Source organism: bacterium (assembly GCA_020440705.1).
Taxonomy (GTDB): Bacteria; Krumholzibacteriota; Krumholzibacteriia; order LZORAL124-64-63; family LZORAL124-64-63; genus JAGRNP01.
Genome location: JAGRNP010000007.1, coordinates 1 through 13,745 on the forward strand (window position 1 = coordinate 1; position 13,745 = coordinate 13,745).

10 protein-coding genes are annotated in these 13,745 nt (G+C 71.6%); 8 read left to right on the forward strand and 2 right to left on the reverse strand.

Translation table 11 applies throughout. The annotated features are described in order from the left end of the window. Positions 1-87: 87 nt before the first annotated feature. Both KDM41_02205 and KDM41_02210 read left to right on the forward strand, forming a co-directional pair. Complete coding sequence (locus KDM41_02205) at positions 88-2,904, forward strand: PAS domain-containing protein (protein MCB1182216.1); 2,817 nt, start codon at positions 88-90, stop codon at positions 2,902-2,904. A 218-nt stretch (positions 2,905-3,122) separates the two neighbouring features. Further along, positions 3,123-4,535, forward strand: a complete 1,413-nt coding sequence (locus KDM41_02210; protein ID MCB1182217.1) for an MATE family efflux transporter — start codon at positions 3,123-3,125, stop codon at positions 4,533-4,535. Positions 4,536-4,581: 46 nt separating this feature from the next. Here KDM41_02210 and KDM41_02215 read toward each other — a convergent pair whose 3' ends face one another. Further along, positions 4,582-5,202, reverse strand: coding sequence for a hypothetical protein (locus KDM41_02215; protein ID MCB1182218.1), 621 nt, complete (start codon positions 5,200-5,202; stop codon positions 4,582-4,584). A 174-nt stretch (positions 5,203-5,376) separates the two neighbouring features. After that, complete coding sequence (locus KDM41_02220) at positions 5,377-6,660, reverse strand: hypothetical protein (protein ID MCB1182219.1); 1,284 nt, start codon at positions 6,658-6,660, stop codon at positions 5,377-5,379. A 157-nt stretch (positions 6,661-6,817) separates the two neighbouring features. Here KDM41_02220 and KDM41_02225 point away from each other — a divergent pair, with 157 nt between their 5' ends. The 6 genes from KDM41_02225 to KDM41_02250 all read left to right on the forward strand — a co-directional run bounded on the left by KDM41_02225 (position 6,818) and on the right by KDM41_02250 (position 13,725). Then, positions 6,818-8,545: a HAMP domain-containing histidine kinase gene (locus KDM41_02225; protein ID MCB1182220.1), complete on the forward strand. Its 1,728-nt coding sequence runs from the start codon at positions 6,818-6,820 to the stop codon at positions 8,543-8,545. Then, on the forward strand, positions 8,542-9,255 hold the full coding sequence (locus KDM41_02230; protein MCB1182221.1) for a response regulator transcription factor: 714 nt from the start codon (positions 8,542-8,544) through the stop codon (positions 9,253-9,255). The genes KDM41_02225 and KDM41_02230 overlap by 4 nt, the downstream gene beginning before the upstream one ends. Positions 9,256-9,470: 215 nt before the next feature. Continuing rightward, on the forward strand, positions 9,471-10,067 hold the full coding sequence (locus tag KDM41_02235) for a hypothetical protein (protein ID MCB1182222.1): 597 nt from the start codon (positions 9,471-9,473) through the stop codon (positions 10,065-10,067). A 177-nt stretch (positions 10,068-10,244) separates the two neighbouring features. Then, entirely contained in the window at positions 10,245-12,182 is a 1,938-nt protein-coding gene (locus tag KDM41_02240; GenBank protein ID MCB1182223.1) for a peptide MFS transporter, read from the forward strand. Between the two features lie 66 nt (positions 12,183-12,248). After that, entirely contained in the window at positions 12,249-13,106 is an 858-nt protein-coding gene (locus tag KDM41_02245; protein MCB1182224.1) for a hypothetical protein, read from the forward strand. Positions 13,107-13,173: 67 nt separating this feature from the next. Beyond that, entirely contained in the window at positions 13,174-13,725 is a 552-nt protein-coding gene (locus tag KDM41_02250) for a hypothetical protein (protein ID MCB1182225.1), read from the forward strand. Positions 13,726-13,745: the final 20 nt, after the last annotated feature.

The following is a 13,745-nucleotide window of genomic DNA, read 5'->3' on the forward strand; positions in this document are numbered from 1 at the left end:
GGGGGGCGATCTCCCCTCAAGTCGGGGCGTGGCTGCACGAAAACCTACAGGAATACCGTGTTTCCGACTAAGGGCCGTGAGGACCGTATGGCGCCGTTCGACCTGCACATGACCGACGGGGGAGGCTCCGGGGAGCCGGCGACGCCGGGGACCGGCTGCGGGGTCCCGTCGTGCCTGCACACCCAGCTCTTCCGCGAGTCCCTGGTGGCGACGGCCGTCCACCGCCTCGTCGTCGACGCCGCCGGCCGGCCCGTGGACTACGTCTTCGTCGACGCCAACGAGGCCTTCGAACGCCACACGGGCCTCCGGGTGGCGGAGATCATCGGCCGCCGCGCGACCGAAGTGGTGCCGGGCCTCGAGGCGACCGGGCTGATCGGCCGCTACGGCGCCGTCGTCGCCACGGGCCAACCGGACGTCTTCGAGATGGAGGTCCCGTCCCTGGCGCGCCACTTCTCGATCCACGCCTTCCGCACCGGCCCCGGCCACTTCGCCGTCACCTTCCAGGACGTCAGCGCCTACGTGGAGACCAGCCGGGCCCTCGCCGCCGAACGCCACCGGATGGATCAGATCGCCAACAGCATCTCCGAGATCGTCTGGCTCATGGACGCGGACACGGGCCGCATGCAGTACCTGAGTCCGGCCTACGAGGCCATCACCGGCCGACCCGCCGCCGACGTCTACGCCGACACCGCGGCCTTCATGGACGGCGTCCATCCCGCCGACCTCGCGGCCGTCCGGAGCGACTACGAGGCCCACCTGGCCGGCAGGCGTTTCGACCGGAAGTTCCGCTACGTGCGACCGGACGGCGAGGTGCGCTGGGTCCGCAGCCGCACCTTCCCCGTCACCGACGCCGCGGGGCGCGTCGTGGCCCATTCGGGGTCGGCCGTCGACATCACCGAACTGAAGCAGGCCGAGGAGGCGCTGCAGCGGGAGTCCGATCTCTTCGCCCAGGGGCCGGTCTTCCGCATCACGTGGGGGCCGGAGCCCGGCTGGCCGGTGCGGAGCGTCTCGCGGAACGTCACGGCGATCCTCGGCTACACGCCCGAGGAGATGACGGCGTCCGGCTTCCGCTTCGCCGGCATCATGCATCCGGACGACCTGGACCGCATCCTCGGCGAGGTGGCCGGATTCCTCGCCGACGGCACGCGGCTGTTCCACCTCAGCTACCGCCTGCGCGACCGCGCCGGCACCTACCGCTGGTTCTACGACATGACCCGCTACGAGCGCGACGAGTCGGGCGAACTCGCGGCGATCCACGGCTACATGTTCGACCAGACGGAGCTCAGGCATTCCCGCGAGGCGTTGGCCCACGAACGCGAACGGCTGGCCAACGTCATCACGGGCACCAACGTCGGCACCTGGGAGTGGAACGTGCAGACGGGCGAGACCGTCTTCAACGAGCGCTGGGCCGCGATCTGCGGCTACACCCTGCAGGAGCTGGCCCCGGTCTCCATCGAGACCTGGTCCCGGCTGGCCCATCCGGACGACCTGCCGGCCAGCCGCGCCGCGCTGGAGGCCCACTTCGCCGGCGAGAGCGAGTACTACGACGTCGAGTGCCGCATGCGGCACAAGGACGGCGACTGGGTGTGGGTCCATGATCGGGGCCGCGTCGTCTCGCGCGACGAGGCGGGCCGGCCGCTGGCCATGTTCGGCACCCACTCGGACATCACCGCCCGCCGCCTCGCCAGCCTCGAGCTGGAACGCCTGGTCGAGGAGGCGGAGCGGGCCAACGCCGCCAAGAGCCAGTTCCTGGCCACCATGAGCCACGAGATCCGCACGCCCATGAACGGCGTCATCGGCATGACCGGCCTGCTGCTCGAGACCGACCTCGACCCGGAGCAGGAGCGCTATGCGTCGCTGGTGCAGGCCAGCGCCGAATCGCTGCTGGTCATCATCAACGACGTCCTGGACTTCTCGAAGATCGAGGCGGGGCGGCTCGAGCTGGAGGACATCGAGTTCGCCCCGCGACCGCTCCTGGACGGCGTCATGGCGTCCCTGTCGATCCGGGCCGGCGAGAAGGGCCTGAACTTCGCCTGCGAGGTCGCGCCGGACGTGCCGGAATTCCTGCGGGGCGATCCCGGGCGCCTGCGCCAGATCCTGGTCAATCTCCTCGGCAATGCGCTGAAGTTCACTGATGCGGGCGAGGTCGCCGTGCGGGTCGCCGCCGAGGCGGTGACCGCGGACGGGGCGGTGCTCCGCTGCGAGGTGCGCGACACGGGCCCGGGCATCCCCCTCGAACGCCAGGACGCCATGTTCCAGCAGTTCACGCAGGTCGATGGGTCGACGGCCCGCCGGCACGGCGGCACCGGGCTCGGCCTGGCGATCTGCCGCCAGCTGGCCGGGCTCATGGGCGGGAGCATCGGCGTCGAGAGCACACCCGGGCGGGGGGCCCGCTTCTGGTTCACGGCCCGCTTCGGCCGGGGCGCGAATCCGGCCGACCCGCCGGCGCCGGTGGCGGCCCCGGACGTGCCGGTGGCGACGGCGACCGTCGAGCGGCCCCGCCTGCGCCTTCTGCTCGTGGAGGACAATCTCACCAACCAGCTCGTGGCGCGCGGCCTGCTGAAGCGGCTCGGCCAGACCTGCGACGTGGCCGCCAACGGGGTCGAGGCCCTGGCCGCCCTGGCGGCGGCGCCCTACGATCTGGTCTTCATGGACGTCCAGATGCCCGAGATGGATGGCCTCGAGGCGACCCGCCGCATCCGCGGCCTGGCGCCGGGCAGCCTGAACGCCGGCGTCCCCGTGGTGGCCATGACCGCCAACGCCATGCGCGGCGACCGCGAGGAGTGCCTGCGGGCCGGCATGGACGACTACCTCGCCAAGCCGATCACCAAGGCCACCCTGGGCGAGGTGCTCGATCGCTGGGCCGCGCGGCTGTTGGTCGGCGTTCCCGCCGGCGTCGATTGAGCGGGGCTGCCCACCGGATTTTCACGCAACAATCCGGGTCCGATGCCGTATGATGGCGCTTTACCCCAGCCCGGAGGCCCGACGATGAAGAATTCCCAGCCCGCACCGGTGACCTGCTAGTCCCGGACACGCCTCCGTCTTCCCGTGATCCCAGAGGAATTCCCGGAGCCCTCGGCCGCCCCGCCGCGGCTGCTCCGTCGTCATCGTCAGGAGCCCCCATGTCCCGCATCGACTCTCCCGCGCATCGCCCCGGCCTGCTGGCCACCCTGCGCGAATCCCTCGCCGGCGGCGAGCGCGACTACACCACCGAGACCATCGGCCGCGCCGTCGTGCTGCTGGCCGTGCCCATGGTCCTGGAGATGCTCATGGAGTCGGCCTTCGCCGTGGCCGACGTGTACTTCGTGGCCCGCCTCGGTGTCGACGCCGTGGCGGCCGTCGGCCAGACCGAGGCCATGATCACCCTCATCTACGCCGTGGCGGTGGGCCTGAGCATGTCGACCACGGCCATGGTGGCCCGGCGCATCGGCGAGAAGGACCGCGACGGCGCCGCCGACACCACGGTCCAGGCCATGGGGCTCGGCGTCGTCGTCGCCGCGGCGATCGCGGTGCCGGGCGCCCTCTTCGCGCCGCAGCTGCTGCACCTGATGGGCGGCTCGGCCGAGCTCGTGGCCGGCGGCCAGGGCTACACGCGGGTCATGCTCGCAGGCAACGTGTCGATCGTGCTGCTCTTCCTGCTGAACGCCGTCTTCCGGGGGGCGGGCGACGCCGCCCTGGCCATGCGCGTGCTGTGGCTGGCCAACGGCATCAACATCGTGCTCGACCCGTGCCTCATCTTCGGCTGGGGGCCGTTTCCCGAGCTGGGCCTGACGGGCGCCGCGGTGGCCACCACCATCGGCCGCAGCGTGGGCGTGGCCTACCAGCTGCACCTGCTGTTCCGCGGGCGGGGCACCGTCGCGGTGGCACGGCGGCATCTGGCCCTGCACGGGCGCATCATGCTGCGCCTGCTGCGGATCTCCCTCGGCGGCATCGGCCAGTTCCTGATCTCCACCTCGAGCTGGGTGCTGCTGATGCGCCTGGTGGGGGACTTCGGCGCCGTCGCGGTGGCCGGCTACACCATCGCCATCCGCATCATCGTCGTGGCGCTGATGCCGAGCTGGGGCGTGTCCAACGCGGCGGCCACCCTGGTGGGCCAGAACCTGGGCGCAGGCCACCCGGACCGGGCGGCGGCCAGCGTGTGGCGGGTGGGCTTCTACAACGCGGGCTTCCTGGTGAGCGTCGCGGTGGTGTTCATCCTGGGCGCCGAGCGGCTCGTGGGCCTGTTCACCGCCGAGCCGGCGGTGATCGCCGTGGGGGCGACCGCCCTGCGCTTCATCGCCTACGGCTACCCGTTCTACGCCTTCGGCATGGTCATGACCCAGGCCTTCAACGGCGCCGGCGACACGACCACGCCCACGGCGATCAACTTCTTCTGCTACTGGTGCTTCCAGCTGCCGCTGGCCTTGTTCCTGTCGCACCGCACCACCCTGGGCGCCGAGGGTGTGTTCCTGGCGATCCTGGTGGCCGAGATGGCCCTGACGGTGACCGGGATCCTGGTCTTCCGGCGGGGGGCGTGGCGGGACCGGGAGGTCTGACGGGGCGGTGCCGATCCAGGGCGCAGGCGCCGACCCGACCCGGTGTTCAGCGGGAACCGCGCCGTGGGGGCCGGGGCCGGACCGCGCGCCTGGCGCCGGATTCGGCCGCGGGCCCCTTGCCCGCCGGGCCCTTGCCGGTCGGCTTGCGTCCCGGACCCGCCTTGCCGGCCGCGCCGGCGGGCGGGGCGCCGAACAGGCGCACGCCCGTCAGGGCGGCGAAGGGGGCCAGGGCCTGCGGCGTCCAGTGGCCCACGATGGCGCGGCGCACGGCGACCGCCTCGGCGTCGCGCGCCCCGTGGATCATGCGGGCGCATTCCTCGGGCCGCACCGGGTAGATCGTGCAGACACCGCGGTCGTAGAACACGCAACGGCCCGGCCGGGCCAGTTCCTCCAGGGTCCACACCGAACCGGGCTTCTTGCCGTCGCGCAGCTTGTGGGGCATGACGCCGTGGCGCAGGGATCCGTCGGGCATGGCGGTGACGCCCACGGCCAGGCGCGCGCGGAAGACGTCCTCGATCGATTCGCCGAGATGGATGGCCAAGGCCTTGACCTGGCCGGGACGGAACCAGCCGGGCGAGTTGAGGCAGGCGGCGCGGCAGTCGCGGCAGTCGCAGCTCGAAACGGGCGGGCCGGAACGCCGGCCGCCGGCGGACGCGGATCGGGACATGGGCGGTCTCCTGGGGCGGTGGACCTGGTCGGGCGCGGCGGGGCGCCGGCCGAATATAGCACCGACCCGACCCCCTCGCCGCCCGCGAATCCCACCCTCGTCCGGCGCAGGGCCGGGCCGCCGCGTCCGGAACCACGGCGACCCCGGGGCCGCTGCCCGCGACGCGGGCGGGGCTCAGTCGAGCCGGTAGCAGATCACCTCGTACGGGGCGGGCTCCTTGTCCTCGTCCTCGTCGTCCTCGGCGCGGCCCGACGACATCTGCACCATCATCATGCCGCCACCGCCGCTGAAGGTGCGGTCCGGGGCGTTGTTGGCCTCCTTCAGCACGTAGAGCCGGTCGCCGCGGATCAGGAACTGGTCGTCCTCGGCGTCGTAGTCGACTTCGATGCGCACCTGCCGCACGAAGCGGCCGGCCGGATCGATCTCGTCGAAGACGCCGACGCAGCCGCTGCCGCCGGCGTCGCGGCCCCGGCTGCTGAGCACCCACAGCGATCCGTCCGGACGCGGGATGATGCGGTCGATGTCCGGGGCCATCTCCTCGATGTGCATTTCGGCGTGGGTGCTGAAACGCTCGCGCATGCGTTCGCGCTGCTCGCGCTCGGCGGCGAGCACCGCCTCGGGCCGCCGCACCGACTCGTAGTCGCGGCGCACGCGGCGCAGGGGCGTGCCGTCGGGCGCGAAGGTCTCGATGAGGTACTCCTTGCGCTTGCGGTGGACGTGCACGTTGCCGTCGGCGCCCACGGTCCAGTTGTTGATGAAATCGCCGTCCTCGCCGGCGCTCAGGGAGATCGAGCCGCCGCTCTGGGTCTCGCTCTCGTGCAGCACCTTCGCCTTCTCGTGGCCCTCGAGGTCGTACACCCCGAGCACGCGGTTGATCTCGGCCGTGCCCGCCGCGAAGTTCGTGCTGAAGAACCCCATCACCATCTCGTCCCCGTGCACGGCCACCTCCTGCACCAGGGCCTGGCCGCCGCCGTCGCCACCCAGGCTCACCGACGACTGCGGCAGGCCGTCGGCGTCGAAGCGCACCATCTGGCTCGGCATCATCTCGACCACGCCCACGCCCCGGTCCGGCAGCACGGCCAGGCTGACGGCGTTGCGGAACTCGCCCGGCCCGTCGCCCTCGCGGCCGACCGTGCGCAGCACCTGCCCGTCGGCAGCGACCTCGTAGAGGGTGCTCAGCACCGAGTCGAGCAGCCAGGTCGTGCCGGCGGGGGTGGGGCGGGCGTCGGTGACCAGGCCGAACAGCGTCCCGGCGGGATCGTCCTCGCCGCCGATGCGCCACATGGGGTCGGGCCGCAGCACCGACGCCTCCGCCGCCATGGGGGTGGCCGGATTGTGCAGGGTCGTGATCCCGTTCTCGAAGTCCTCGCGGCCGTTCCACACCGGGGCGCTCTCGGCGACGCCGGCGGCCAGGGCCAGGACGGGGCAGAAGGCGAAGAGGAGCAGGATTCGTTTCATGTTCGGATCTCCGGGAAAGGGGGGTGGATGTCGTCTCGGCACAGGGTACGGCGCCGTCGGCAAAAAGCGACGTTAAGGACCGTCAACGGCTGTTAAAGAATGTTAAGCGGGTGATTCGCGGCTGGTGGGCGCGGTCGCGGCGCTGTAGGTTGAGCCCATGCGAAACCCCCTGATCGGCATGCCCCGCCTCTTCGTCGTCCTCAGCCTGGCCCTGGCCGGGCTCATGGCGCTGCAGGTGATGCTCCTGCGCTACGCGTGGGACCTGAAGGTGCAGGCGCTGGAGAGCGGCGCCCGCACCGCCCTGGCCTCGACGGTGCTCGCCCTGCAATCGCGGGAGATCGAGGGCAGCGCCTACGAGTACTTCTTCGCCCACGACGACACGACCTCGGCGTCCGGACCCGGCACGGTGCACGCCAACGTCTGGACCACGCGATCCTCCTACCGCCTGCACGACGTCTCCGCACCGCCGGATGCGCCGGCGGCGGTCCCGGGCACGGGCGAGGTGGGCGTCGCGGGCGACGCCGCGGCCGTGCGGCGCTTCCGCACCGTCAGCCGCGACCTGCGGCGGCTGACCGGGCGGCCCGCCGGCGAGGCCTGGAACGTGGACCTCGGTTTCGAGACGGGGGACTCCGTCCTGGTCATCGTGCGGCCCGAACCGGGCGGGCACGGCGAGCACCTGACCGTGCGCACCGCTCCGGACGCCTCGCTGCGGCACGCGGTGGGCGAGTGGATCGCGAGCTCGCCCCGCCCCATCGGCGAGCGGCTCACGGACATGGACATCGCCGACGTGCTGCGCGACGAGCTGGCGGCGGTCGGCATCGGCGCCGAGCCGGCCTTCGGCGTCGTGCGCCCGGCCGGATCCGGCCTGCGGCCGGGCCTGATCCGCTTCCCCGCCGGGGGCGGGCGTCCCGGGGCGCCGTCGCCCGATGCGGGCGACGAGGTCGTGCTGGCCAGCGACAACATCACCGACGCCGAGGTGCGCGAAAGCCCCTACCGCCAGGAGCTCTTCCCTCTCGATCCCTTCGGCTCGCCCTACGAACTGGTGCTGGCCTTCCCCCAGGACCGGCTCTACCTGCTGAAACAGATCGGGCCCCTGTGGGCCGCCTCGGCGGTCTTCATCGTCGTGATCGTCGTGGCCTTCGCCCAGGCCTGGCGCACCAACGCCGAGCAGCGGCGCTTCGGCGGCCAGCTCGTCGACTTCATCAACAACATGACCCACGAGTTCAAGACGCCCATCGCCACGGTGGCCCTGGCCGGGGAGGCCCTGGCCCGGCCCGACGTGCAGGGCGATCCGGCCGTGCTCGAACGCTACGTGGGCATGATCCGGGACGAGAACGCGCGCATGCACCGGCAGGCCGAGAAGATCCTGCAGATGGCGCGGTTCGAGCGGGGCGACATCGAGGTGAAGCGCGAACCGGTCGACGCGATCGCGTTGTTGCGCGGCGTGGCCGAGTCGTTCACCCTGCAGGTGGAGCGACGGGGCGGGACCATCGCCTGCGACGGCACCGGGCCCGCCGTGGTGGCCGGCGACCGGGTCCACCTCGAGAGCATCTTCACCAACCTGGTGGACAACGCCGTCAAGTACTCGCGCGAAGAGCCCCGCGTCCGCATCGCCGGCGCGGTCCGGGACGGCTGGCTGGAGGCCAAGGTCAGCGACCGGGGGCCCGGCATCCCGCGCGCCGACCAGCGGCGGGTCTTCGAGAAGTACTACCGCTGCCCGACCGGCGACCGGCACGACGTCAAGGGCTTCGGCCTCGGGCTGAGCTTCGTGCACAGCCTGGTGCGGGCCCACGGCGGCCACGTCGAGCTGCACAGCCTGCCCGGCGAGGGCACCACCGTCACGGTGAGCCTGCCGCTGGTGCGCCCTGAAGAGGAGACGTCGTGACCGATGCCGTGCCGCTGCTGCTGCTCGAGGACGATCCCAACCTGGGTCTGATCATCGCGGAGTCCCTCGAACGCGAGGGCTTCGCCGTCGAGCGCCATCTGGACGGCAAGGCAGGCCTCGCGGCCCTGGCCGACCGCCGCTTCGCCCTCTGCCTCGTCGACGTGATGATGCCCGAGATGGACGGCTTCGCCTTCGCCGGCGAACTGCGCCGGCGGGGCGACGCGACGCCCTTCATCTTCCTGACGGCGCGCTCGATGGTGAAGGACCGCATCCACGGCTTCAAGCTCGGCTGCGACGACTACATCACCAAGCCGTTCAGCATGGAGGAGCTGCTGCTGCGCATCCAGGCCGTGCTGCGGCGCAGCGACGACGCGGAACCGGCGCCCGCGGCCCCGGACGGTCCCACCGCGGTCGGGCGCTACGTCTTCGACCCGCGCGCCCTGACGCTGGCCCTCGACGGCGACGAGAAGCGACTGACCGAGCGGGAAGGGGCTCTGCTGGCCATGCTCGTGGCGTACGGCGAGGAGGTCCTCGAGCGCGACGTGGCCCTCCGGGCCATCTGGCAGGACGATTCCTATCACGCCGGCCGCAGCATGGACGTCTTCATCTCCAAGCTGCGCAAGCACTTGGCTGGTGATCCGGGCATCGAGATCCGCTCGGTGCACGGGCGGGGCTTCCGGCTGCTGGTGCACGGCGGCGCCAGCGACTGAGTCGGGCCGCTGGCGGGATTCCCCACCTTTCCTATGCTCAACGGAAGAGAGTTTCCGCCCCCCCCATCGGACAGGGAGAGCCTCCCATGCGACGCATCACGATCCTGGCCACGCTGGTGGCCGCCGCCGGCCTGCTGCCACCGGCGGGCCCCGCCCGCGCCTGAGGCGTGGCGCCGCCGGGCGGTCTGCCCGGACACTGCACGACCGGAGGGACCGTGGTCCGCGAGCGACAGGTCGGCGCCTTCGGCCAGCGGAGCGAGACGACCCTGGATCTGGGCGTCGACACCGCCCTGGAGATCACGACGTTCGGGGCGGCGTTCGCCCATCCGGTCGGTTCGGACCTGACCCTCGCCGTGGGCGTCGGCGCGATCACCGACGGCGAGCTGCGCGCCGGAGCCGTCACCGCGACGCTGGCGGACGGCCTGGCGGTGTCGGTGTCGGGCACGCGCACCCGGGTGTTCGCGGGCGGGATCCTCGACCAGCTCGATCTCTCGCTTTCCGGCAGCTATGCCCGGGCCACGACGCGCCACTCCGGCACCGGCGCGGCGGGGAAGTACGCGGCGGTCGACCTGCGGCTCGGCCTGCGGGGCGTCCGCCGACTGGGCGGCGGCGCGAGCGGGTGGGTGTCCGGGCGGGTCTTCGGCGGACCGGTGACCTGGGACCGGGAGGGGACCTCGGACACCGGCGGCGACCTGCACCACTACCAGCTGGGATTCGGGGCGGCCTGGCGCACCGGCGGGCTCGGCGTCTACGCCGAGGCCATGGTCGCGGGCGAACGCGCCCTGGGCGCCGGCGCCGGCTGGTCCTGGTAGGAAACCGTCGCCGGCCGGACCGGCGGGAAATTGCTGGTTCAGGGTCTTCCTTTCAGGTATCTTGGGCTCCGGAATCGACGACGGCGGTTCCCTTCGGGGTGCCGCCGTCGGGGTTTCGGCCCCACCCGAGGCGGCGCCCGTCCCGCGCGGCCCAGTCCACTCCGACCGGAGGCGAACATGTCCGCGACCGCCCAGCAGAAACCCGCCAAAGGCCACCCGTCCGGCCTCTTCTCGCTCTTCTTCTCGGAAATGTGGGAGCGTCTCGGCTTCTACCTGATGCTCGGCATCCTGCTGCTCTACACCATCGACACCGAGCGCGGGGGCCTGGGTTTCACCAACGCCGCGGCGGCCGAGATCTACGGCACCTACATGGCCTTCGTGTACTTCACGCCCTTCATCGGCGGCATGATCGCCGACCGCCTGCTCGGCTACCGGCGCAGCGTGCTGATCGGGGGCCTGCTGCTGGCGGCGGGGTACTTCAGCCTGGGCATCCGCTCCATGCCCACGTTCTACGGCGGCCTGGTGCTGCTCTGCCTCGGCAACGGCTTCTTCAAGCCGAACATCTCGGCCATGGTGGGCAACCTCTACGCCGCCGACGACCCGCGGCGGGACGCGGGCTTCAACATCTTCTACATGGGCATCAACATCGGCGCCACCATCAGCGCCCTGCTCTCGGCGCCCCTGCGCAACCTGTGGTCGTTCAACATGGCCTTCAGCGCCGCGGGCGTGGGCATGCTCATCGGCGTCGCGGTGATCCTCTTCAACTGGAAGCAGCTGGCCGACGCCGACCGCCAGCCCGAGGTCAAGCCGGGCGACTTCGGCCTCAAGCAGGTCTTCCTGATCATCCTGGCCCCGGCGGTGACCTTCGGCGTGATCGGCTACTTCGTGGGCGGGAAGCTGCCGTTCATCATGGACACCATCGGCCCGATCACCTTCGGCTTCCTGGTGGGCATGCTGCCGGTGGCGGGCTACTTCGCCAACCTGGTCATGAAGGCCGGGCCCGACGAGAAGCCCGGCCTCGCCGCGCTGATTCCCGTCTACGTGGCGGGCGGCGCCTTCTTCATGGTGCTGCACCTCTCGGGCGGCCTGATCACCATCTTCGCCGAGCACAACACCGACCGCCGCGCCGAGTGGGTGCCCCAGGCCACCGAGTTCTACGCCCAGAAGGCCATGCCGTCCTACTTCGGCAACGCCGGGCCCGACCTGCCGCGGCCCGACGAACGCACCCTCTACATCGTGCCCGACCGCACCGAGGCCATGTTCGGGGCGCGCATCCTGAGCGCGTCGGCGGTGGCGGAGATCCGCGCCGACGCCGCCTCGGGCGTGGCCGTGGTCGAGGCCGGGGCCGCCGATTTCGACGGCACCTTCGCCTGCCGGGTCTTCCCCGACGCGAACGTGGCGCTCTCCACCTCGAAGGACGCCCACGGGGTCGAGACGACGAGCGTGAAGATCGAGCCGGAGCAAACCGACGCCCTGGGCGAGGTGGCCCTCGTGCGGCAGGTCGACGGCCGCACCGTGCCGGTCATCATGGTCGGCCAGGGAACCTTCGATGCGGTCTACCGCGACGCGGCCGGGGCCGCGCGCCTGGCGCCGGGCAGCTACGTGCGCCTGCTCAACGCCGAGCTGCTCACCGGCTTCCTCAACCCCTTCTTCGTGGTCGTCTGCACGCCCATCGTGGTGTGGTTCTTCGCCTGGCGCGTGAAGCTGGGCAAGGCCGTCACCACGGCCCGCAAGATCTTCCTCGGCATGGTCATCACGACGGTGGCGGTGCTGGTCATGGCCCTCGGGGCCAAGGTGGGCCAGGACGGGGCCGTCAAGACCTCGATGATGTGGCTGGCGGGCTACTACCTGGTGATCACCTTCGGCGAGCTGTGCCTGTCGCCCATGGGCCTGTCCCTGGTGACCAAGCTGGCGCCGAAGCGCCTGGTCGGCCTGATGATGGGCGGCTGGTTCCTCAGCACGGCCGTGGGCAACAAGCTGTCCGGCTTCATCAGCGGCCTCGAGCCCGGCACCACCATGTTCGTGGTGCTGGCCGGGGCGATCCTGCTGGTGGCCGGCTTCATCTTCGTCATGCTGCCGCGCCTGGATGCGGCGATCAAGAAGTACGGGGCCTGACCCCGCGAGCAGAAGACGACAACGGCCCCCGCCGCGGCGCGGGCCTTTCCCCCAGGGGTGGATAAAGTGAAACGACTCTTCCTGGTCTGGACCGTGGCCTTCGTCGCCACGGTGGCCTTCCTGGTGTGGCAGAAGATCTCGGGCCCCACCTATCCGGTGCGGTTCGACACGGAGATCGCCGGCGTGCCGCTCAAGGGCGAGCTGCTGCGCACCCACAGCATCACGGGTGACATGCCGGTGACGGTCGCCATGCCGGATTCGACGGTGGCGGGCACCGTGGTCTGGCGGCGCTATCCCACCGGCGACGACTGGACCCGCACCCCCATGAGCTGGGCCGACGGCCAGCTCCGGGCCCTGCTGCCGAAGCAGGGCATGGCCGGCAAGCTCGAGTACGACGTGCAGTTCGAGAAGGACGGCCAGAAGGTCGTCATCCCGCCGGGCGAGGCGGCCGTCGCGCGCTACAAGGGCGACGTGCCGAATCTCGTGCTCGTCTTCCACGTGAGCTTCATGATCCTGGGCATGCTGTTCTCGACGGGCTGTGGCCTGGACGCCCTGTTCGGCGGCAGCAGCGGCCTGAAGCCGCTCTCCCGCATCACGTTCTTCTGCCTCTTCGTGGGCGGGCTCGTGCTGGGACCGCTCGTGCAGAAGTACGCCTTCGACGCCTACTGGACGGGCTGGCCCTTCGGTTCGGACTGGACCGACAACAAGCTCGCCGTCGGGGCCCTGGTGTGGCTGGCGGCCGTGTGGTTCACGCGCCGGGCGGCGCCGGGCCGGCCGGCCGGCAAATGGGTGTGCGTCGTGGCCATGCTGACGATCTTCGTGATCTACGGCATCCCGCACAGCATCCACGGCTCGACCCTCGACTACGAGACGGGCGAGCACATCCAGACCATGATGATCGAGTTCGTGCGCTTCCTCGCCTAGCAGGAACCCGGGACCCACGGGCGGGGTTGGTCGGGCAACCGACCGACCCGTCCGCCGAGGAGCCGCCATGACCGTCGCCGCCCGCCGCCTCCGCGCCCTCGCGTTCGCCCTGCTGGCGTCCGCCCTGCTCGGCGGCGCCGTCCCCGCGCCGGCCCAGGAGGACGCCCCCCAGAGCGGGGGCTTCGACCCCGCCGACCTGCTTGAGCGGCTGGGCGATGCCGCCCGTCGCAACGACCACGTCGCCTACCTCGCGTGCCTGGCCGACACCTTCGACTACGTGCCCCTGCCCACCGACGTGATCAACAACCCGGACCTCGTCTGGGACGGGTGGGACCAGGTCCGCGAGCGCACCTACGTGCGCCGGGCGGCCGAGCGTGGACGGCTGGCCTTCCCGCGGGTGATCGAGGTGAACAGCCGCACCGCCCGGGGCCGCGACGATGCCGAGTGGGACGTGACCTACGAGCTGGCGGGGAAGTTCCGGGCCCGGGCGGTGCTGACCATGGTGCGCAGCGGCGTGCGGTGGTACCTGCGGGGCTGGGAGGACATCGACCAGGTCTTCGACGCCGACGGCGAGGCGTGGCGGGGCAGCGCGGAGCAGCGCGCCCTCGTGATGCGCTGATCCGGGGCGCACCGGGTACC

Coding starts and splice junctions, on each gene's coding strand:
- KDM41_02205 (MCB1182216.1), top strand. CDS start 88: ATGGCGCCGTTCGACCTGCACATGACCGACGGGGGAGGCTCCGGGGAG.
- KDM41_02210 (MCB1182217.1), top strand. CDS start 3,123: ATGTCCCGCATCGACTCTCCCGCGCATCGCCCCGGCCTGCTGGCCACC.
- KDM41_02215 (MCB1182218.1), bottom strand. CDS start 5,202: ATGTCCCGATCCGCGTCCGCCGGCGGCCGGCGTTCCGGCCCGCCCGTT.
- KDM41_02220 (MCB1182219.1), bottom strand. CDS start 6,660: ATGAAACGAATCCTGCTCCTCTTCGCCTTCTGCCCCGTCCTGGCCCTG.
- KDM41_02225 (MCB1182220.1), top strand. CDS start 6,818: ATGCGAAACCCCCTGATCGGCATGCCCCGCCTCTTCGTCGTCCTCAGC.
- KDM41_02240 (MCB1182223.1), top strand. CDS start 10,245: ATGTCCGCGACCGCCCAGCAGAAACCCGCCAAAGGCCACCCGTCCGGC.
- KDM41_02250 (MCB1182225.1), top strand. CDS start 13,174: ATGACCGTCGCCGCCCGCCGCCTCCGCGCCCTCGCGTTCGCCCTGCTG.